Here is a 21,842-nt window from a genome sequence, read left to right as displayed (position 1 = left end):
ATTCAGCCATGTCAAACCACAATGTTGCACTTCAATTTGAAGATGGCGTTACACGTTTTATTTCTGTTTCAGATGGCGAAACACTGTCGGATGCAGCCTACCGTCAAAAGATCAATATTCCTTTGGACTGCCGTGATGGTGCTTGTGGAACGTGTCGTGCGTTTTGTGAATCAGGTTCTTATGACATGCCTGAAGAAACTTATATTGAAGATGCTTTAACGCCTGAAGAAGCCGCTGAAGGCTTTATTCTGGCTTGTCAGTGTAAACCGACTTCAGATGCGGTGTTCCAGATTCAGGCTTCCTCAGAAGTGTGTAAAACCGAAATTCATGCATTCCAGGGTACTTTGGCGCGTGTCGAAAACCTGTCTGACTCGACCATTACTTTTGATATCCAGTTAGACGAAGGTCAACCGGACATTCACTTCCTTGCTGGTCAATATGTGAATGTAGGAATTCCGGGCACGACTGAAACCCGTTCTTATTCATTTAGCTCAAAACCGAGTGACCGTTTAACTGGTTTCGTAGTACGTAATGTACCGAACGGCAAAATGAGTGAATTCTTAAGTAAAAATGCCCAAGCTGGTGACAAAATGACTTTCACCGGTCCATTTGGTAGCTTCTACCTGCGCCCTGTGACCCGTCCTGTCTTGATGCTGGCGGGTGGTACAGGTATTGCACCATTCATGTCAATGCTGCAAGTGCTGGAAGAAAAAGGTTCAGAACATCCAGTGCGTTTAGTATTTGGTGTGACTAATGATTTCGACTTGGTAGCGATTGAAAAACTGAACGAACTGCAAGACAAATTCCCGTGGTTCGAATACCGTACAGTAGTTGCTAACCCAGAATCTGCCCATGAGCGTAAAGGCTATGTGACCGGTCATATTGAGAACGAATGGCTAAATGGCGGTGATGTAGATGTTTACCTGTGTGGCCCTGTACCAATGGTTGAAGCAGTTCGCGGCTGGCTGGATGCTGAAGGCGTAAAACCTGCAAGCTTCCTGTTTGAAAAATTCTCTGCCAATTAATAGAGGGAATTTGTTCAATGTCTAATCGTCAAAGATTTGAAAATAAAGTTGTAATTGTGACTGGTGCCGCTCAAGGCATCGGTCGCGGTGTCGCGCTGCAAGTGGCGAGCGAAGGTGCTCAAGTCGTTATGGCTGACCTTTCCCCTTATGTGGAAGAAGTTCTGGCTGAAATTGAAGCGACTGGCGGTGATGCGATTACGGTCAAAGCCAATCTGGAAACGTTTGCTGGTGCTCAATCAGTCGTTGAAAAAGCGCTAGAAACCTATGGCCGTGTCGATGCGTTAATCAATAACGTCGGTGGTGCGATCTGGATGAAACCTTTCGAGGAATTTTCTGAAGAGGAAATTATCAAGGAAGTGAACCGTTCATTGTTCCCGACCTTGTGGTGCTGCCGTGCAGTACTTCCGGAAATGATTAAAAATCAGAAAGGTACCATTGTAAACGTATCTTCTATTGCGACACGCGGGATTAACCGTGTGCCATATTCAGCATCTAAAGGTGGTGTGAACGGCCTGACCGCTTCCCTTGCCTTTGAACATGCCAAAGACGGAATCCGTGTCAATGCAATCGCGACAGGTGGTACTGAAGCACCACCACGTAAAGTACCGCGCAATGCCAATCCACTGACTGAATCTGAAAAAGAATGGATGCAGCAAGTGGTTGATCAGACCATTGACCGTACTTTCATGGGACGCTACGGTACGATTCAGGAGCAAGTGAATGCAATTGTATTCTTGGCTTCGGATGAATCATCTTATATGACAGGTACAGTGGTACCGGTCGGTGGTGGTGATCAGGGCTAGTCCTGATCATCACGATTTTTAACAGGCTCATGGTTCGACGCAAGGAGGCACATCACCAATGAATACCCTGTTTCAGACATTAAAAAATGATTGGTCAATTTCAGCAACTGTTGCAGGATTCTTAGCAGTGCTGATTTCCTATTCAGGGCCACTGATCATTTTTTTCCAGGCGGCACAGCAAGCCCAGGTTTCCCCGGACATGATGATTTCATGGATTTGGGGAATTTCTATTGGTGCCGCACTCGCAGGTATCTTTTTATCAATTAAATACAAAATACCTGTCGTCACCGCCTGGTCTGCACCCGGAACGGCTTTATTAGTTACGCTGTTTCCCGATATTTCACTCAATGAAGCGGTTGCTGCCTATATCACCTCTGCTGTGGTGATTTTTTTCATTGGGATCACCGGTTATTTCGACAAGTTACTGTCCTGGATTCCTCAGGAAGTGGCTGCCGGGATGATGGCAGGGATTTTACTGCAGTTTGGTTTAGGGCTGTTCACCGCGACCGATACCATGCCCTATATCGTCTTTGGCATGCTGGCGGTATTTTTGCTGGCCAAGCGTTTTAGTCCACGCTATGCCATGGTCTGGGTGCTGATTGCCGGTGTGGTTTTAAGCATGCTGCTGGGCAAGATTAACCCGGTCACGGCAGATTTCAGTCTGGCGATTCCGCAATTTATTGCACCGGAATGGACCTGGAGTTCAACCCTGAATCTGGCCCTCCCGCTCATTCTGGTCAGCCTATCGGGCCAGTTTTTACCGGGAATGGCGATTATCAAACTCAGTGGTTATGACATGCCAGCCAAGCCGATTATCAGTGCAACCAGTATTGCCTCGCTTGCAGTGGCCTGTGTGGGGGGTATCACGATTGTCTTGGCCTCAATCACAGCTGCTTTGTGTTTAGGCAAAGACGCGCACGAGCTGAAAGAAAAGCGTTATATCGCCGGCGTGGCGAATGGGCTTTTTTATATTTTAGGCGGCTTATTTGCCGGCAGCATTGTCATGCTGTTTAGCCTAATGCCCAAAGAATTAATTGCGGCTTTGGCAGGACTGGCATTGCTCGGTGCGATTGCCACCAACATTTCCGTGGCCATGGGCAAAGAGTCACAACGTGATGCAGCGCTTATCACCTTTTTAGCGACTGCTTCCGGCATGCATTTCTTGGGACTGAGTTCAGTCTTTTGGGGAATTTGCATTGGCCTGGTAGCACATTTTCTGCTGTCACAGAAAAACCGTAACGCAGTTCCGGTTACAGCATCAGATTCAAAACGAGTTTAAAGACATCCATCAGTTTAGGATATGTAAGGACCAGATTATGATAGATAAAAGTTCATTATCATTGAAAGAAGCACTCTCCCAGATCAAGGACGGTTCTACCATCATGATCGGTGGTTTCGGTACAGCGGGTCAGCCTGCTGAACTGATTGATGGTCTGATCGAATTGGGTATTAAAGACCTGATTATTGTCAACAACAATGCCGGTAATGGCGATTATGGTCTGGCGAAACTGCTTAAAGCTGGTGCTGTTCGCAAGATTATTTGTTCTTTCCCACGTCAGTCAGATTCCTGGGTATTTGACGAGCTTTACCGTGCTGGAAAAATTGAACTGGAACTGGTGCCGCAAGGTAATCTGGCTTGCCGTATTCAGGCAGCAGGTATGGGCTTAGGTCCAATCTATACCCCAACCGGTTTTGGTACCTTACTGGCTGAAGGCAAACCAACCTTGAACTATGAAGGCAAAGATTTTGTCCTGGAAAATCCGATTAAAGCTGACTTTGCTTTAATTAAAGCTTCTAAAGGCGATCGTTGGGGCAATCTGGTCTACCGTAAATCTGCGCGTAACTTTGGCCCGATCATGGCGATGGCGGCTGATGTGACGATTGCTCAAGTTTCTGAAGTGGTTGAACTGGGTGCACTGGATCCGGAACACATCATCACCCCGGGAATTTTTGTTCAACACGTTGTTCAAGTTAAACCTGCACAATAATTGGCATCGGAGATAAATAATGAGCTATAGCAAACTGACCCGTGACCAGATCGCTGAACGTGTGGCACAAGACATTCCTGATGGTGCCTATGTAAACCTCGGTATTGGTTTACCGACCAAGATTTCAAGCTACCTGCCAAGCGATAAAGACGTATTCCTGCATTCTGAAAATGGCCTGTTGGCTTTCGGTCCTCCTCCTGCTGAAGAAGACCGCGATCCTGAGCTGATCAATGCCGGTAAAGAATTCGTCACCCTACTTGAAGGCGGTTCATTCTTCCATCATGGTGATTCATTTGCCATGATGCGTGGCGGTCACTTAGATATCGCAGTATTGGGTGCTTTCCAGGTTGCTGAAAATGGCGATCTGGCCAACTGGCATACTGGCGCACCAGATGCAATTCCAGCGGTGGGCGGTGCCATGGATCTGGCTGTTGGCGCGAAGAAAGTCTTTATTACGACCGATCACGTGACCAAAAAAGGCGAGCCAAAAATTGTGGCTGAACTGTCTTATCCTGCGACTGGCCTGAAATGTGTGGATCGTATTTACACCGACCTGTGTGTGATTGATGTGACACCTGAAGGTATGAAAGTGATTGAGAAAGTTGAAGGTCTGTCATTTGAAGAATTGCAGTCAATGACCGGTGCCAAACTGATTGATGCGACTCAATCAAATTAAGGGGAAGTCCCTCCTTGATTAAAGGAGGGATTTAGGGAGGATTTGAGGAATAAAACTACTTCATTAAATCCCTCCCAACCTCCCTTTAAAAAGGGAGGAGTTTTCTTCTTTTAAATATGTGAGCAAATACACAATGAAAAACGCATATATTATCGATGCCATCCGTACCCCATTCGGTCGTTATGCCGGTGGCCTCGCGCCTGTCCGTGCTGATGACTTAGGTGCGCTGCCAATTAAAGCGTTGATGGAACGCAATCCAAGTGTGAACTGGGAACAGGTCGATGACGTGATCTATGGCTGTGCCAATCAGGCCGGTGAAGACAACCGTAACGTCGGTCGTATGTCTTCTCTGCTTGCAGGTTTGCCTTATCAGGTACCAGCGACGACCGTAAATCGCCTATGTGGTTCATCAATGGATGCCGTGGCGATGGCAGCACGTGCGATTAAAGCCGGTGAAGCTCATCTGATTATTGCCGGTGGTGTAGAAAGCATGTCGCGCGCGCCATTTGTCATGGGCAAGTCAGAAACGGCGTATGGCCGTAGCCAGAAGATTGAAGACACCACCATGGGCTGGCGTTTTATCAATCCGAAACTAAAAGAAATGTACGGCGTAGAAACCATGCCGCAAACGGCAGAAAATGTCGCTGAACAGTTCGGGATCAACCGTGCCGATCAGGACAAATTTGCCTTGACCAGCCAACAACGTACAGCTGCAGCGCAAGCCAAAGGTTTCTTTGATAAAGAAATCATTCCGGTGGTGATTCCACAACGTAAAGGCAATCCGGTGGTCGTGGATAAAGATGAACATCCACGTGCGTCTACCACTGCAGAAGCGTTGGCAAAACTGAAACCTGTGGTAAAAGCAGACGGTACGGTAACGGCGGGTAATGCATCTGGTATTAACGATGGTGCGGCTGCTCTACTGATTGCTTCTGATGAAGCGGTTGCTCAACACGGCTTGAAACCACGTGCCAAAATTATTGGTTCAACCGTCGTTGGTGTTGAACCACGTATCATGGGCTTTGGTCCAGCACCTGCCATTAAGAAACTGTTGGCACAAACAGGTTTGACTATTGAACAGATGGACGTGATCGAGTTGAATGAAGCCTTTGCAGCACAAGCTTTGGCTTGTACACGTGACTTAGGTATTGAAGACGGTTCAGAGAAAGTCAATCCAAATGGCGGTGCAATTGCTTTAGGTCATCCACTGGGTGCATCTGGCGCACGCTTAGTGACCACTGCACTCAACCAGCTTGAACAAACCGGTGGTAAATACGGTCTTTGTTCAATGTGTATTGGTGTCGGTCAAGGCATCGCTTTGATTATTGAACGCGTCTAACAACCTATTAAAAAGATAAACCTCCTCCCTTTTTTAAAGGGAGGTCGGGAGGGATTTCAATGCCAACATTTACATCCAACGATGCCCAGATCAATTACCAGACCTTTGGTGATGCCAGTAAACCTGCCCTGGTTTTTTCTAACTCACTAGGCACCAAATTCAGCATGTGGCAACCACAAATTAAATTTTTCCAGCAAGATTATTTTGTTGTGTGTTATGACACTCGTGGTCATGGGGCTTCATCTGCACCGCAAGGTCCGTATAGCTTGGAACAGTTAGGTCAGGATGTTGTAAACTTACTTGATCATTTAAAAATTGAAAAAGCTGCATTCTGTGGTATTTCAATGGGTGGTTTAACCGGTCAATGGTTAGCAATCAACAAGCCCGAACGTTTTAGCCACGTGATTATCTGCAATACTGCTGCCAAGATCGGTCAGGAACAGGCCTGGCTGGAACGTGCCGCACTGGTACGTGAACAAGGTCTGGCGCCGATTGCATCGACAGCAGCAGCACGTTGGTTTACCGATCCCTTTATCCAGAGCAACGCAGCGATAGTTGCAGAACTTTCAAACGACCTTGGAGCTGGCAGCCCGGAAGGTTATGCAAGTTGTTGCGAAGCTTTGGCTAAGGCGGATTTACGTGAACAGATCAAAACGATTTCAGTGCCGGTACTGATTGTGGCCGGTCAGCAAGACCCGGTGACGACAGTTGCAGATGGTCAAGCCATGCAAGCTGAAATTTCACAAAGCCAGCTGTTTGAAATCAATGCCTCGCACATTTCCAATGTGGAGCAACCAGAAGCCTTTAATCAGGCAGTTCAGAAATTTATTGCAGCTTAAATACTAGAGGCAAAGAAAAAGCCACTGTTGATCAGTGGCTTTTTTATGCTTAGATTTAAAAAACTGGTTCTACATCAGGCCCAGATCACTAAAATCGCTGCAATCACTACTAAGCCCAGACCCCAATGCTCGGTACGTGCCAGTTTTTCTTTAAAGAAATATGCCGAAATCAGCATACTAAACAGAATCTCAATTTGTCCTAAGGTTTTCACGACCGGCACACTCATCATGCTCATGGCAGTAAACCAGCCTAGTGATGCCATAAAACTGCACACTCTCACTTTAAAAGTTAAGCCCAGACGCTGCCACATGGCCACTAAAGTCTGGCGGCTGAATAGGCTTAGATAAAGCAGCATACTCAGGCACTGAAAACTGATCACCATTAACAACACCCAGGCCGCACGATGCAAGGTTGGTAAAGTGGTTAATTCTAAACTGGCTTCGCGTACCAGTAGTGAGGTAATGGCAAAACTTAAACCGCTTCCGATGCCAATAGCCAGTGTTCTGGCTGAAAACCCACTGACCTGTTGGTCTTTACTCAATAAAAATACCGCATATCCGCCTAGTGCCACACCAATCCACGCCAGGAATGACAAATGATCCGCTAAAAAGGTCACGCCGATAATGGCGGCTAAAATGGCTTCGCTTTTCGCCAACCCCACTCCAACGGCATAATTTTTTTGCTTGAACAGTTGCACCATCAGTGCCGTAGCTAAAATCTGACTGCAACCCGCAATTACTACATAGATCCAAAACTTTGGGGTGAAGTGAGCCACACTTTCAACCGGCTTGAAATAATACAGGCTGCTCAGGTACAGCACAGCAAATGGCAAGCCAAAAATAAAGCGTGCCAGGGTGACTCCCCACACATCCACCGTGGTACTAAGCTGTTTTTGAAAGGCGTTACGCCAAGCCTGCATAAATGCAGCCATTAAAGTGAAGAAAATCCAGCTGAATGCCATCTACTGATCGCTATTACCTCAAAAGTAAATTAATTCTATGCCTTAGTAAAAGCGCTGACTAATTAAAAATAGGATACTCGCCGATAGCGGAAAGTTTGGATTACTTTCTAAATTCACTCACTAATTTGGCAAGTTGCTCCATTCCATCAAAGTTGGTTGGAATCTTGTCATCAGATGAAACTAGCGGTGAAAAGATAATATTTTCAAATTTCTCAAAGCCTGCTGCATTTTTCTTATGCAGTTTTTCTGAATCTTCAGCATAGTTATGGATGAACTGACACAGTGCCATGCGAAGTTCTAGCTGCATCATTTGAGATTGGACTGCTCTTTTGTCTTGTAAAGAAATTTTTAAAAGATATAACGTAATTAAAATTAAAGTAATGAAGGGAATAGAAATAAACCACATACCAGTAGGTAGCTTTCCATCAAAATAGAAAAATGCTCCAATTAATGCACCTAATTCCACAAAAGGTATAGAAAACATTGTTGCTGCAACAAAGCTATAAGTACCTTTTGCATTATCTAACTCTATTTTTTTCTGATCATAAAGCTCTTTAAAACCTTTATTGAGCAAAACGAAATCATAAGTTTGTTTATTTTTTTCAAGACGCTTTTCTAATTCTGATACTTCACTTTTTTTAGATTCAAATGTACTAGTCCAAGCATCAATTTTTTCTATATTTCTGTGATTAGACTCTAAATATTCAATATATTTTGAAAAATGATCAGGTGTTAAAGTTTCAATTATTTTTTGAAAATTTGGATTAGAATAAACTTTACTTAACAGTTTAAATGGCAATTTATCTATAAAAGAAAAAATATAATTTACTTCAGGACTGAATTTATTTGCATTATTTTCAATAAAATCAAAAAAGGATTTTTGAAAAGAGTATCTATAATCTTTCCTAAACATTACTTCTTTATAATATGCATAGATTAATAAATTTATATACTCTAGCTTTATTCGATCCGAATATTCAAAATGATGCCCTAATTCCCCATACTCATTATCAAATACCAACTTTAAACTTAAATCATTTCTTTTTTTGATCTCTATACAGTGTTCTTCAAACTCATTTAGCCTTTCATTATCATAAAGATCTATAGGATCTAAATTTTTTAGTAACTCCTTTTCCCACTCATCAATATCTGTCCTTTCTTTAATTTCAGAAATATATTTTTTTAATTGAATGATAACATTGCTAAATGAATTACTAAGAAATGAAAAAGCCATACTAAACCAATTTTTATAATTAAATAATGGTAATTTTCTTATAAATCAAAAACTAAAGCAATATCAATAATCATTAAACTATCTTTGATGGGATATTCATTCACACCTTTTTTACAATTCATCCATATAGAATTTTCAATGAAATTTTTATGATGTTTCTTTATCAGGAAGAAATTTAGGTAGGCATTCTGAACCTTTTTTCGTGTTCATCATCGATAAACATTTTAGGTCGTTCGCTTCCCTACAGGGAGTTTAATGAAACATTTTGAATGTGCCGTCTGCAAGCAACAGCTGTTTTTTTACAAATCAGTTTGTGATCACTGTCTGTCACCGATCGGTTATATCGCTTCGGAAAAAGAGCTATGCGCATTCGAAAAACAGAGTGCTGAGCGATGGGTTCCAATCGCCAAAAACTACCAGCATGCCAGTTATAAACCCTGTCACAATTATGTAAATTATCAGGTATGCAACTGGATGATTCCCAGCGATGAAGATGAGGAATTTTGTGAATCCTGTCAGTTGACCCATGTCATTCCTGATTTGGAAAATTCCGAAAACCTGATTTACTGGTTTCGACTGGAAGAAGCCAAACGTCGATTCCTGTATTTGGCCCAGCGCATGAACATGATGCCACGCCCTAAAAAGTCTGAAGATGATCCATTTGGTCTGCGTTTTGATTTTCTCCTGCCCCAAGAAGATAAGCCTGTTTTAATTGGTCATGCCAATGGGGTCATTACCCTAAATGCAATTGAAGCCGATGTAGTTTATCGGGAAACTACACGTGTAAATATGGGTGAAAACTACCGGACTTTATTAGGTCATTTTCGCCATGAAAGCGGCCATTATTATTTTGCGCTCATGCAACATATGCATCCGGAATTGCTAGATGAATTCCGTCAGTATTTTGGCGATGAGCGGCAAGACTACAGCAAGGCACTTGAACGCCATTATAACGAAGGCGCACCAATCAACTGGCAGGAAAAGTATATCAGTGCTTATGCCACCGCCCATCCCTGGGAAGACTGGGCAGAAACCTGGGCACATTATCTGCATATGATGGAAACACTGGAAACTGCCTACTATGGTGGTATGCGTGTCGAAGGAAATGGCAGCTATCTGGCCAGTATGGATTTTAAAGAATGCCCGATTGGTGGACAGGATTTTGAACACATTCTAGAAAATTGGGTCACCTTGACCTTTAATCTGAATGCCTTAAACCGTTGTATGGGCCTGGAAGATGCCTACCCGTTCAAGCTGAGCGAAGCAGTAAAAGACAAGTTACGATTTATTCACCGGCATGTGCTAGAAAAAGTTTTTAAATAATTTAAAAAGTAATTTTTATAGTAAAAATATAGATGGAATCGGATCAGCAAAGTCTGAAAATATTGATTTTATTGTGTATTTTAAAAATTAATATGATTTAAAGAATCCCTGCTCCTGGCGAACCAAGAGCAGCAACTTTTGAATGAATCAGTATTGAGTTTGCTACCTAAATATACGATTTAGGATGGGCTTAAACCAGTTCCACAGCAATCGCAGTCGCTTCCCCACCACCGATACATAAAGATGCAATGCCTTTCTTGCCGCCAGTACGTTTTAAAGCATGAATCAGGGTCACAATGATACGGGAACCAGAAGAACCCAGTGGATGACCAAGTGCACAAGCACCGCCATTAATGTTCACTTTCGCTGGATCAAGTTTAAAGCCATCAATGGCCAACATGGTCACCATGGCAAAAGCTTCATTGATTTCCCAAAGATCGACATCCTGAGCATCCCAACCCGTTTTTTTCAGGATTTTTTCAATCGCACCAACAGGTGCAATAGTAAATTCTGACGGATGCTGCGAATGGTTGGCATAGGCCACAATATTAGCTAACGGTTTTAAGTTGCGCTGTGCAGCAATTTCGCTCGAGGTGATCACCAGTGCTGAAGCACCATCTGAAATTGAACTGGCATTTGCCGCAGTAATGGTGCCGTCTTTTTTGAACGCTGGACGCAAAGTTGGAATTTTGTCAGCCTTGGCATTTAAAGGTTGCTCATCCTGCTCTACTACCACATCACCTTTACGGCTACTGACAGTGACCGGTACGATTTCATCTTTAAAGAAACCTTGCTGAACGGCAGTCACGGCTTTATTTAAGGAACCAATCGCATAGTCATCCTGCTGCTCACGGGTATAACCTTTTTTATCCGCCATTTCCTGAGCAAGAATTCCCATCGACAGGCCTGTTTCCGCATCTTCCAGACCTTCCTGGAACATATGATCAATGACCTTTCCATGCCCCATACGGAATCCGGCACGTGCCTTGTCCATCAAATATGGTGCGTTCGACATCGACTCCATACCGCCAGCCACCACAATCTCTGCTGAACCGGCTTTGATCGCATCTGCTGCCTGCATCACGGCTTTCATACCAGAACCACAAATTTTATTAATCGTGGTCGCCCCCGTGGAATCCGGTAGACCCGCCTGACGCATGGCCTGACGTGCCGGACCCTGTTTTAAACCAGCAGGAAGAACGCAGCCCATAATCACTTCATCAATATCATTGGCCGACAGACCTGCACGTGCCACTACTTCTTTAATTGCCACAGCACCCAAATCTGGCGCGGTACAGCTTGACAATGAACCTTGAAAACCGCCCATCGCGGTACGTACTGCATCTACAATTACGATCATTTTAGTTTCATCCTTTTTCATCATTGTTATCAACCCTACATAGCCAAAGTACTGTAGGGCTGGTCCTTCGCAATCATTGCGGGTTAAGCCTGTGCGGTAAAATATGCTTCAGGCAATTGCATGACCAGTTCCGCACCGGCCTGAATACGCTGGATTCGTGCACTCAAATCCGGAAGTACTTTGGCCACATAATAGTTGGCCAGTACCAGTTTGTTCTGGAAGTAACTATCGTCTTTGGCTGCGGCGGCTTTGCTAATCCGCGCATACATATAGACAAAGCTGAGCAGCCCAACCGCATGTAAATAATCGACAGCAATCGAATTAGCAAAATCAGGGTTCAGCTTAGACTGCTCGACGATGAATTTGGTGATATCTTCAAGTTGCTGACAGGTCTCTAATGTCGCCGTTTTAATCGTCAATGAATCATCTAGACTTTGTGCAAATTCACGGATTTCAGCAATATATTCCGCGATATAAGCACCATTACATTTGGTGGTTTTACGCCCAATCAGGTCAATCGCCTGCACGCCATTGGTGCCTTCATAAATCTGTGAAATACGCAGGTCACGGATACACTGTTCCATGCCCCATTCACGGATATAGCCATGACCACCGAAGCACATTTGCGCTTCCAGTGCAGAATCCAGTGCCTTGTCGGTCAAATAAGCTTTGGCGATTGGCGTTAACAGCGCCACACGGTCAGTCGCTTTACGCACGGCTTCAGGATCGGTTGAGTATTTGGTAATATCCAGTTGTTGACCTACATACACCGCAAACGCACGTGAAGCTTCATTGTTGGCACGCACATTGAGCAGCATACGACGTACATCGCCATGGACCAGAATTGAATCGGCTGGTTTTTCTGGAGATTTTGCACCAGTTGATGCACGGCCCTGTAAACGATCCGTCGCATATTGTGCCGCATTCTGGTAGGCAAATTCTGCTGCACCAATGCCCTGAATTCCCATAGATAAACGTTCGTAGTTCATCATTACGAACATGCCGGCCAGACCTTCATTTTCATTACCGACCATATAGCCTTTGGCGCCATCAAAGTTCATGACGCAGGTCGCCGAGCCTTTAATTCCCATTTTATGTTCGATCGAACCGGCAGCTACTGTATTACGCTCACCGAGTGATCCATCTGCATTGACCAGGAATTTCGGCACAATAAATAATGAAATACCACGGGAACCTGCTGGTGCATTCGGAGTTTTTGCCAGCACCAGATGAATGATATTTTCACTCAGATCATGCTCGCCGCTGGTAATGAAAATTTTGGTGCCAGTAATGTTGAAGGAACCATCCTCATTCGGTTCAGCTTTGGTCTTGATAATGCCAAGATCCGTGCCGGAATGTGGTTCAGTCAGACACATGGTGCCCGACCATTCACCCGTATAGAATTTTGGTAAATAGGTTTCTTTCTGTTCCTGTGAGGCGCGGTCATTGATCGCCATACCTGCACCCACAGTGAGTAGTGGATAAAGCATAAAAGATGGGTTGGTGCTCCAGATCATTTCATCCGCCAGAACCGTGAGCATTTTCGGCATGTTTTGCCCACCCCATTCTTCAGGAGCACCCAAGCCCACCCAGCCACCTTCGGCAAACTGTCTGAAAGCTTCTTTAAAACCTTTTGGTGTCGTCACTTCACCGTTTTTAAACTGAGCACCACCTTCTTCATCAGCAGGACGATTCAGGTCAAGAATAACATTCTTCGAAAATTTGGCCATCTCTTCCAGAATTGCATTTGCCGTCGCCATATCTAAATGTGCAAGATTTTCATTACCTTGCCAAAATTGTTCCGCTTGGAATACATCATTTAAAATAAATTCCATGTCTTTTAGAGGCGCATTATAAATCGGCATTTTTAAATTCCTTAAAGGGTGATACTCAATCCTGTTGCCAAATATTTTCTAATTTTCATTAGAATCCAAACAGGCGATTTTAAAATCGTGATATCCAATTCTTGCAGTATTAAATCTATATCTAGATTCATAAAGTTGCCTTAAAAATCACGTCTTCATGTTCAGTATGAGTGACTGAATATGCCAGCTTAATATTGATCTACTTTCCGTACTAAACCCTGATAAATATGAGCTTAAAACAGTCGAAGGATTTAGCTTCGTGCGCTGAAACAATAAAATAATTATACTGAAAATGGAATTTTATTTAGCAAAGTTGATCTCTAGGGTTCAGTTTTCTTGACAATATTTCTGTCCGCTTAGCATCGCTATTTTTATTTGTCAGCAGTTGCTGCATAAATATACAAAATGAGATAAATATCACGACCTTAGTTTTATAGCCATCGCGTGCAAAATTGCATATTCTTGAAAGGTTCTTTTTCGAAAAGTATGGACCAAGAAGATGACGACTGTAAGACAGCAGAACTTCCTTCTTCGTAAAGAGAAGATCCTGAGCATGGCGGAAAGCCTGCTACTGGATAATAATCAGGACATTACCCTGAGTGAGCTGGCCAGTGAACTGGACATCGCAAAAGGAACCATCTACAAACATTTTAAAAGCAAGAACCAGTTATATTTAGAACTGATTATTCTGAATGAAAAAAGAATTCTAGAAATATCAAAAAAGCATAATAACGATATTAAAAATTATGTTTCACAATATATGCTCTATCACATGCTCAATTCAAACCGAACCATCCTGTTGCATGTCATTGAAGAGCGTTTAACCAATAACGAGAAAAATCTGAAAGAATTATTTCAGGAGCTTTATCGTATTCGTGAAGAACGGATTATCCGGATTAAAGACATCACCCATGATTATCTGGTGGCTTTAGAAAGTGCCATGTCGATTCGCGATTATTTGTCTTATATCTGGACAGTCACCTATGGCGCTTCGCTGTTATTAAATTCGACCAATTACCAAAAAGCGATTGGGTCACGTGAACGTCTGATTAAGCTGTATATTAATCAGGCGCTGATGACGCCAGATAAAATCTCATCGGTATAATCACTAAAATAAAAAATGCCTGATTCGATCAGGCATTTTTTATTTGGCTGTATGATTTCATATGATCATTAAGAGTGATCTAACACGACAACGATCAGGCTGCCACAGGCGGGAAACCATCTTCGGTTAAAGCTGCAACAATCTCAGATTCACTGGCTGTCGATTCAACTTCAACCAGTTTAGTGGCCACATCAATATTCACAGTGGCATTTTCATCCAGATCTTTAATCGTAGCCGTGACACTGCGCGCGCAGCCACCACAGGTCATGTTTTCAATACGGAATTTCATGTTTAGCTCCATAGGATCGGTTTAAAGTTTATCTGATTCGGCAGACTATATTTAATCTGAGCTGAACTGCAGATCAGGTCAGTGCTGCTCAGGGACGACACCCTGTTCAATCTGTTTTAAAATCTGGCAATCGGACTGTTCATTGCCGGCACACTGCTCCACCGATTGCTCTAATATCATCAGCATATGCTGCATATCGGCAATTTTCTGTTGTAAAAACTGGATATGTTTTTGTGCCAGCTGTTTCACCTCACTACTCTGGCGTGAGCTGTTCAACCACAGACCGAGTAATTCTTTCATCTGCTCTGAAGAAAATCCCAGTTCACGTGCATGCTGTATAAAACTTAAGGTTTTAATATCCGCATCACTATAAATCCGATAACCTGTATCACTTCGTTTCGGAGCCGGCAACAAACCAATATCTTCATAATAACGAATCATTTTTGCAGAGATGCCGGATCGTTTTGCGGCCTGACCAATATTCATCATACTGACTCCTTAAACTGCAGCGGTTGATAGGCTTTTAATCTCAAGGCATTGCTAACGACAAACACAGAGGATAATGCCATCGCACCTGCGGCAAACATTGGCGATAACAGAATGCCCCAAAACGGATATAGCACACCTGCAGCAATCGGAATTAAGGCAATATTATAGACAAAGGCCCAAAACAGATTCTGTTTGATATTGCGCATGGTTGCCTGGCTTAAACCAATGCCCGTAGCTACATGCTGTAAATTGCCTGACATCAGCACCACATCAGCAGCTTCAATCGCGACATCGGTGCCGGTACCAATCGCCATACCAACATCGGCCTGTGCCAATGCCGGTGCATCATTGATTCCATCCCCGACAAAAGTGAGCACGCCGTATTGCTGCTGGAGTTGTCGTACTGCATCGACTTTTTCATGTGGTAAGACTTCCGCAATCACCTGATCAATTTTCAACTGTTTGGCGATCGCCTGTGCGGTATGCTGGTGATCCCCGGTAATCATCGCCACTTTGAGGCCTTGGTCATGCAAGGCCTGAATCGCGCTATAAGTGGTCGGTTTAATCGGATCGGCTACGGCAATAATTGCAGCCAGCTTTTGATTAATCGCTACATATAAAGGACTGCGGCCCTGATCACCGAGCTTTTGTGCAGTGTCTCTAAACAGATCGACATTTAAGCCCAAGTCCTGCATCAAACGTTCTGCACCAATATGCAGCTGCTGACCGGACACCTGTGCTTTGACCCCAGCACCGGTAATCGAATCAAAATCCGTCACTTCACTCAGTTGCAGTTCTTGCTCACGGGCAGCCTGAACAATAGCGTGGGCAATCGGATGTTCAGATTTAGCCTCCACTGAAGCGACTAGCTGTAATACCTCTTGCTGATTAAAATCTGCTGTAACTTCAAAGTCGGTCAGAAGCGGTTTTCCTTCAGTCAAGGTTCCAGTTTTATCCAGCGCGACGACTTTGGTTTGCTGCAATAACTGCAATGCTTCGCCCTTACGGAATAGCACGCCCAGTTCTGCTGCACGGCCAGTTCCGACCATAATTGAGGTAGGAGTCGCCAGTCCCATCGCACATGGACAGGCAATAATCAGTACGGCGACTGCATTTACCAATGCATAGGTCAGATTCGGCTCAGGCCCAAACAGGAACCAGACCATAAAGGTCAGGGCCGCCAGTGCCATAACAGCCGGCACAAACCATAAAGTCACTTTATCGACCACGGCCTGAATTGGCAGTTTTGAGCCTTGTGCCTGTTCTACCATCTGAATAATCTGCGCCAGTACCGAATCCTGTCCGACCGCAGTGGCCTTGATTTTCAAGGTTCCGTTCTGGTTTACTGTACCGCCGACCACCTGATCGCCAGCCTGTTTGGCCACAGGCAAAGGTTCACCGCTAATCATCGCTTCATCGATATAACTTTGTCCGGCAACCACTTCACCATCGACAGCGACTTTTTCACCCGGACGAATTTCAATCAACATTCCTTGTTGCACATCGGAAATTGCCAGATCAACCCAGTGATCATTCTGTTCTACCCGTGCCGTTTTCGGTTGCAAGCCGACTAGATACTGAATCGCTTCCGAGGTTTTACCTTTGGCTTTGGCTTCCAGATAACGCCCCAGTAAAATCAGCGCGACAATAACGGCGGCCGCTTCAAAATACACATGCACAGTGGACTGCGGTAACAGCTCCGGAAAAAAGGTCGCAATACAGGAAAAGCCATATGCGGCAATGGTTCCAACGGCCACCAGCGAGTTCATATCCGGTGCCAGACGCAATAGTGCCGGAATCCCATGCTGATAAAAACGCCGTCCCGGAATAATCAGCACCAAAGTGGTCAGTACAAACTGCAGATACCAGCTGTTCTGGGTTCCCAGCGTATGGGCAATAAAATGATGAAATGCCGGAATCAGATGCGAGCCCATTTCCAGAATAAATACAGGTGCTGTCAGAATGACTGCAAGCCATAAATCTCGTTTCAGTTGTGCCGTTTCATTGGCTTTCTTTTCCTGAAAAGCATCATGGCTATCTGTCGACATATCCCTACCAGATTTTATGGTGGCCTGATAACCGGCTTTCTCCACCTCAGCAATCAAGGCCGGAATCTGGGCATGCGAGGCCTTCACCCAGGCAGTTTCAGTGGCCAGATTCACTTGTGCATCCAGCACGCCCTCCACTTTTTTTAGGGCTTTTTCTACGCGAGCCACACAGGATGCACAGGTCATGCCTTCAATGTTCAAATCAAACTGTTGCGTCGGTACATCGAAACCGGATTTTTCAATTGCTTGAACCAGCGCAGCGGCAGCAATCGGCTGCTGGCTTTTAATAAAAGCTTTTTCAGTCGATAGATTGACAGACGCCTCGACCACGCCTTCAATTTTTTTCAAGGCTTTTTCCACCCGAGCGACACAGGAGGCACAGGTCATACCGCCAATCTGCACCTGCTGCTCATATAAGCGGTTGCTGTCTTGTTCTACCATGCCCATCTCCATGCCTCAACTCACTGTTGATGTTATAGCTTAAACATTCCCATCATGGTAAGGTCAAGTCCTTCATCTGACTATTTTAAAAATAATGCAGCGTCCTGCTGCGATTTAAAACTACCCAATAAAAAGCCCGAAGATGACTTCGGGCTTGTCTAACAGTGTTTAAAATATAAAATGCATCAATGTTATTCAGCAGAAATATCTTCAAACAGGATCGAAGACAGGTAACGTTCACCACCATCTGGCAAAATCACCACAATATTTTTACCGGCATTTTCAGGGCGAGCCGCCAATTGTGCCGCTGCTGCCATAGCCGCGCCACTTGAAATACCGACCAGGATACCTTCCTGAGCTGCTGTTTTACGTGCCCACTCGACTGCATCTGCACTATGAATGGCAATCACTTCATCAACGAGGTCTAGGTCCAAATTGCCTGGAATGAAGTTGGCACCGATCCCCTGAATTTTGTGTGGTCCAGGTGTAATGTCTTCACCGCGTTTGGCCTGACCAATAATTGCAGACTCAGCAGGTTCCACCGCCACAGAATATAAAGGCTTGTTTTTCACTTTTTCAAAGTAGCGTGAAATACCGGTAATGGTTCCACCCGTTCCGACACCTGCGACCAGAATATCGACATTGCCCGCAGTCGCTTCCCAGATTTCTGGGCCCGTGGTTTCTTCATGAATTTTAGGGTTGGCCGGATTTTCAAACTGTTGTGGCAGGAAATATTGTTCAGGGTTCTCATTCAGCAAACGTTCTGCCTCTTCAATCGCGCCCTTCATACCTTTGGCCGGATCAGTCAAAACCAGATTGGCACCCAATGCTTTCACCACCTTACGGCGTTCAATACTCATGCTTGAAGGCATGGTCAAAGTAATGTCATAACCTTTGGCTGCCGCAACAAAAGCCAATGCAATCCCGGTATTGCCGCTGGTTGGCTCGACAATATGCATACCGGATTTGAGCTTGCCAGATTTTTCAGCATCATTAATCAACGCGGCACCAATACGACACTTGACTGAGAATGCCGGATTACGGCTTTCAATTTTCGCAAGTACCGTGGCCGGAGCGGAAATCACACGATTAATACGAACAAGCGGTGTATTTCCAATCGCGTCTGCATTATTACTATAAACCGCTATACCTAAATTATTCGGTGTTGGAAAAGCTGAATCTGTACTCATGATGATATCCCTGATGTTATTGGTTCAAGTCGCTTAAACATCATACAAGCATTTTTTTGCTTTGTAGATGTTTGATGAAACTTGCACTTCATTGCACGAATGTGAACTAAAATACTTTCTGCACTATGCAATAAATTTATCTTATCTATCAATATTTAAAATATAATTTTAATTGATAATTCAATTCATTAAAAACCATAAAACTTAACTGTTTTTAGCAAGGTATTACGGGCTAAGACCCGTATAATTAGCGGGCTGTAACTTTATAATGGACATATTGAATGAAAACCGATTTTGAAATCACGACTATGCGCGATTCAGCAGAACAGGTCGTTGGCATTTTAAAATCTCTGGCCAATACCGACCGTCTTCTTATTTTATGTCATCTGTCTCAAGCGGAACTGAATGTTTCAGAAATTGAGGAAATAACTGAGATTAAACAGCCGACACTTTCCCAGCAGCTCATGATGTTGCGCAAAAGCGATGTGGTAGATACCCGGCGCGACGGCAAACAGATTTATTATTCAATTAAAGATCAAAATTTGATTGTGGTCTTAAATACCCTTTATCAATTGTATTGTGGCAATCCAGCTAAATAAAGAATCTTTCTTTTTTCAGTCATCAAGATAAGTTTCTTTAAACTCTTATTGAGGTCGTTCTACACCACTAAGATCACGATCATAGAGTTTTTTAAATGATCTACGACTGACCCAGATGTTTCATTTTAAACATGATTCATCAAGAATCTAGATCAGCTAAGACTTCTTAGCAGAATTTGTGCATAATATATCTATATTTGTGATTTAGACCTTTTTATGCAAAATTCCAAGTCTAAACTTCTGCATAGACTGCCTGCCTGGGCATGGTTAAGCCACTACACGCCGGTCAAATTTAAGTCTGATGTGCTGGCTGCCCTGATTGTGGTGGCAATGCTGGTGCCTCAAGGGATGGCCTATGCCATGCTGGCAGGATTGCCGCCGATCATGGGTTTATATGCGAGCATCCTGCCGATGATCATTTATGCCCTGCTCGGTGGGAGTTCGACTTTATCGATTGGCCCGGTAGCCATCATTTCCATGATGACTTTTGCTACGCTCAATCCACTTTTTGAAGTCGGCTCACCAGTCTATATTGAAGCTGCGACTTTATTGGCACTGATGGTCGGGATTATTTCCCTGCTTTTGGGATTATTCCGTTTTGGTTTTCTGATCCAGTTGATCAGTCATCCCGTGATTCAAAGCTTTATTATTGCCTCTGCCTTATTGATTGCGTTTGGGCAGTTAAAGTTTTTGGTCGATCTTCCTTTAAAAGCCAATAACCTTCCGGAGTTTGTCAGCAGTTTGCTGCAATATTTCCCGCTGCTGCACGTGCCGAGCCTGATTTTCGGCCTGTTCTCTATCGGTCTGCTAATCTATTTACCCAAGTTATTAAAATCTCAGGCTGTACAAAGCCGGATCGGCTCTACAGATTTTCTGGTACGTGCAGTGCCCCTGATTCTGGTATGTCTCGGCATTGCAGCAATTGTATTTCTGGATTTAAAGCTTCAGGGCATTAAAACCGTCGGTGCAATTCCGTCCGGTTTTCCACCCTTGTCTTTTCCACACTGGAACTGGGAACTGGTCATGACCTTATTACCGGGTGCCAGCATGATCGCCATGATCAGTTTTGTGGAGTCACTATCGATTGCTCAAGCGACGGCCTTGCAGCAACGCAGTCATTTAAACAGTAATCAGGAACTGATTGCGCTCGGTCTGGCCAATATCAGTGCAGGCGTGAGTTCAGCTTTTCCTGTGACGGGCAGCCTGTCGCGGACGGTGGTGAATGCCGATGCCGGTGCTAAATCACCTATGGCCGGTGTTTTATCCTCGATTCTGATTATTTTCGTGAGCCTGTTCTTTACCGGATTTTTTGAAGATCTGCCGCTGACCATTCTGGCCGCGACGATTATTGTTTCCATCTGGAAGCTGGTTAATTTTCAGCCATTTTTTGATGCCTGGCGCTATTCCAAGGCAGATGGCCTTGCCATGTGGATTACTTTTCTCGGCGTGGTCCTGATTGATATTTCCACTGGTTTGATTATTGGGATCGTTTCGACCTTTGTGCTGATGGTATGGCGAATCAGCCGTCCGCATATTGCAGTTGTCGGTCTGGTCGAAGGAACCCAGCATTTTCGTAATATTCAGCGGCATCAGGTCAGTACCTCCGACCGGGTGCTGTCACTACGGATTGATGAGAATCTGACGTTTCTGAATGCCAATAGCTTCAAAGGTTATCTGATCAATGAGATCAGCCTGAATGACCAGCTACAACATGTGATTATCAACTGTTCCAGCATCAGTGCGATTGATCTGAGTGCCCTGGAAATGCTGGAAGATTTAAATGCGGAACTGGCCAAACTGGATATTCGTCTGCATTTTGCCGAAGTCAAAGGTCCGGTCATAGACAAGCTGCAAGCTTCTAAATTGATGACGCATTTGAGCGGGCGCATTTATCTGACCCATTTTCAGGCGATTCAGGACCTGGCGCCAGAGATCTTTGAGCAGCATAAAGATTATACAATTTAAGACAGCAGATACTTGAACTTATGGCCGGAAATTCCAACCGGTCATAAGTTCTAACTTCTTAAATTTTCAAATATAATTTGAATTTATCTATTTAACTTTGATATTTATTTCATGAATACAATTTTAAAAGTGGTGATTTATTCATCATTTTAAGAAGTTTTTCTTCAATATAAGCAATGTTTTAAAGCAATTAATTTTAGAATAAATCAATAATATCAATATCTTGGTTTTTATATAAAAATATATTTTAAGCCTTGTTTAAATTAAGTATAAAATAGCGCAACTTTTTCCCAAATTTAGCC

General features: G+C 44.0%; 19 protein-coding genes. 11 read left to right on the top strand and 8 right to left on the bottom strand.

The genetic code is table 11. From position 1 onward, the window contains the following. Nucleotides 1-8: 8 nt before the first annotated feature. The 7 genes from benC (at nt 9) to pcaD (ending at nt 6,670) form a co-directional block, all read left to right on the top strand. Nucleotides 9-1,025: a benzoate 1,2-dioxygenase electron transfer component BenC gene (benC, locus tag AC13CK_RS02440; protein ID WP_425878500.1), complete on the top strand. Its 1,017-nt coding sequence runs from the start codon at nt 9-11 to the stop codon at nt 1,023-1,025. A gap of 17 nt (nt 1,026-1,042) precedes the next feature. After that, nucleotides 1,043-1,828 carry a benzoate diol dehydrogenase BenD gene (gene benD / locus AC13CK_RS02435; RefSeq protein WP_005106868.1) on the top strand — a complete coding sequence of 262 codons (786 nt, stop codon included), beginning with the start codon at nt 1,043-1,045 and terminating at the stop codon, nt 1,826-1,828. A gap of 58 nt (nt 1,829-1,886) precedes the next feature. Next, nucleotides 1,887-3,107: a benzoate/H(+) symporter BenE gene (gene benE / locus AC13CK_RS02430; protein ID WP_004731109.1), complete on the top strand. Its 1,221-nt coding sequence runs from the start codon at nt 1,887-1,889 to the stop codon at nt 3,105-3,107. 37 nt (nt 3,108-3,144) lie between these two features. After that, nucleotides 3,145-3,816, top strand: a complete 672-nt coding sequence (locus tag AC13CK_RS02425) for a 3-oxoacid CoA-transferase subunit A (RefSeq protein WP_004647044.1) — start codon at nt 3,145-3,147, stop codon at nt 3,814-3,816. 19 nt (nt 3,817-3,835) lie between these two features. Beyond that, nucleotides 3,836-4,492 (top strand): 3-oxoacid CoA-transferase subunit B, encoded by a 657-nt coding sequence (locus AC13CK_RS02420; RefSeq protein WP_005246228.1) that lies wholly within the window; start codon nt 3,836-3,838, stop codon nt 4,490-4,492. A gap of 133 nt (nt 4,493-4,625) precedes the next feature. Then, nucleotides 4,626-5,831: a 3-oxoadipyl-CoA thiolase gene (gene pcaF, locus AC13CK_RS02415; RefSeq protein ID WP_482830922.1), complete on the top strand. Its 1,206-nt coding sequence runs from the start codon at nt 4,626-4,628 to the stop codon at nt 5,829-5,831. 59 nt (nt 5,832-5,890) lie between these two features. Next, nucleotides 5,891-6,670, top strand: coding sequence for a 3-oxoadipate enol-lactonase (gene pcaD / locus AC13CK_RS02410; RefSeq protein WP_278357015.1), 780 nt, complete (start codon nt 5,891-5,893; stop codon nt 6,668-6,670). A gap of 74 nt (nt 6,671-6,744) precedes the next feature. On the opposite strand, the gene AC13CK_RS02405 is transcribed toward pcaD, so the two are convergent. Then, nucleotides 6,745-7,632 (bottom strand): EamA family transporter, encoded by an 888-nt coding sequence (locus AC13CK_RS02405; RefSeq protein WP_482830921.1) that lies wholly within the window; start codon nt 7,630-7,632, stop codon nt 6,745-6,747. A gap of 100 nt (nt 7,633-7,732) precedes the next feature. Continuing rightward, nucleotides 7,733-8,866: a hypothetical protein gene (locus AC13CK_RS02400; RefSeq protein WP_482830920.1), complete on the bottom strand. Its 1,134-nt coding sequence runs from the start codon at nt 8,864-8,866 to the stop codon at nt 7,733-7,735. Nucleotides 8,867-9,121: 255 nt separating this feature from the next. Here AC13CK_RS02400 and AC13CK_RS02395 point away from each other — a divergent pair, with 255 nt between their 5' ends. Then, nucleotides 9,122-10,189, top strand: coding sequence for a zinc-binding metallopeptidase family protein (locus AC13CK_RS02395; protein ID WP_004731123.1), 1,068 nt, complete (start codon nt 9,122-9,124; stop codon nt 10,187-10,189). Nucleotides 10,190-10,379: 190 nt separating this feature from the next. Here AC13CK_RS02395 and AC13CK_RS02390 read toward each other — a convergent pair whose 3' ends face one another. After that, nucleotides 10,380-11,549 carry a thiolase family protein gene (locus AC13CK_RS02390; protein ID WP_425878508.1) on the bottom strand — a complete coding sequence of 390 codons (1,170 nt, stop codon included), beginning with the start codon at nt 11,547-11,549 and terminating at the stop codon, nt 10,380-10,382. An 83-nt stretch (nt 11,550-11,632) separates the two neighbouring features. Continuing rightward, nucleotides 11,633-13,414 (bottom strand): acyl-CoA dehydrogenase C-terminal domain-containing protein, encoded by a 1,782-nt coding sequence (locus AC13CK_RS02385; RefSeq protein ID WP_425878510.1) that lies wholly within the window; start codon nt 13,412-13,414, stop codon nt 11,633-11,635. Between the two features lie 499 nt (nt 13,415-13,913). On the opposite strand from AC13CK_RS02385, the gene AC13CK_RS02380 reads away from it, so the two are divergent. After that, the gene (locus tag AC13CK_RS02380) at nt 13,914-14,519 is read left to right on the top strand and encodes a TetR/AcrR family transcriptional regulator (RefSeq protein WP_004280405.1); all 606 of its coding nucleotides are present in this window, start codon (nt 13,914-13,916) and stop codon (nt 14,517-14,519) included. 94 nt (nt 14,520-14,613) lie between these two features. Here AC13CK_RS02380 and AC13CK_RS02375 read toward each other — a convergent pair whose 3' ends face one another. The 4 genes from AC13CK_RS02375 to cysK all read right to left on the bottom strand — a co-directional run bounded on the left by AC13CK_RS02375 (nt 14,614) and on the right by cysK (nt 18,976). After that, nucleotides 14,614-14,808: a heavy-metal-associated domain-containing protein gene (locus AC13CK_RS02375; RefSeq protein WP_004731127.1), complete on the bottom strand. Its 195-nt coding sequence runs from the start codon at nt 14,806-14,808 to the stop codon at nt 14,614-14,616. A gap of 78 nt (nt 14,809-14,886) precedes the next feature. Beyond that, entirely contained in the window at nt 14,887-15,297 is a 411-nt protein-coding gene (gene cueR / locus AC13CK_RS02370; protein ID WP_253146287.1) for a Cu(I)-responsive transcriptional regulator, read from the bottom strand. Then, a complete protein-coding gene (locus AC13CK_RS02365; RefSeq protein ID WP_425878598.1) occupies nt 15,294-17,792 on the bottom strand; it encodes a heavy metal translocating P-type ATPase in 2,499 nt (832 codons plus the stop codon). The genes cueR and AC13CK_RS02365 overlap by 4 nt, the downstream gene beginning before the upstream one ends. 185 nt (nt 17,793-17,977) lie before the next feature. Next, nucleotides 17,978-18,976 carry a cysteine synthase A gene (gene cysK, locus AC13CK_RS02360; RefSeq protein ID WP_278357021.1) on the bottom strand — a complete coding sequence of 333 codons (999 nt, stop codon included), beginning with the start codon at nt 18,974-18,976 and terminating at the stop codon, nt 17,978-17,980. Between the two features lie 281 nt (nt 18,977-19,257). Here cysK and AC13CK_RS02355 point away from each other — a divergent pair, with 281 nt between their 5' ends. Together AC13CK_RS02355 and AC13CK_RS02350 are read left to right on the top strand one after the other, a co-directional pair. Beyond that, nucleotides 19,258-19,575: an ArsR/SmtB family transcription factor gene (locus AC13CK_RS02355; RefSeq protein WP_004280410.1), complete on the top strand. Its 318-nt coding sequence runs from the start codon at nt 19,258-19,260 to the stop codon at nt 19,573-19,575. 216 nt (nt 19,576-19,791) lie between these two features. After that, the gene (locus AC13CK_RS02350) at nt 19,792-21,540 is read left to right on the top strand and encodes a SulP family inorganic anion transporter (RefSeq protein WP_425878514.1); all 1,749 of its coding nucleotides are present in this window, start codon (nt 19,792-19,794) and stop codon (nt 21,538-21,540) included. Nucleotides 21,541-21,842 lie beyond the last annotated feature (302 nt).

The organism is Acinetobacter sp. L-24, from assembly GCF_056857555.1.
The sequence above is the reverse complement of the archived record's forward strand: the minus strand, read 5'-3'. Positions and strand labels throughout refer to the sequence as shown.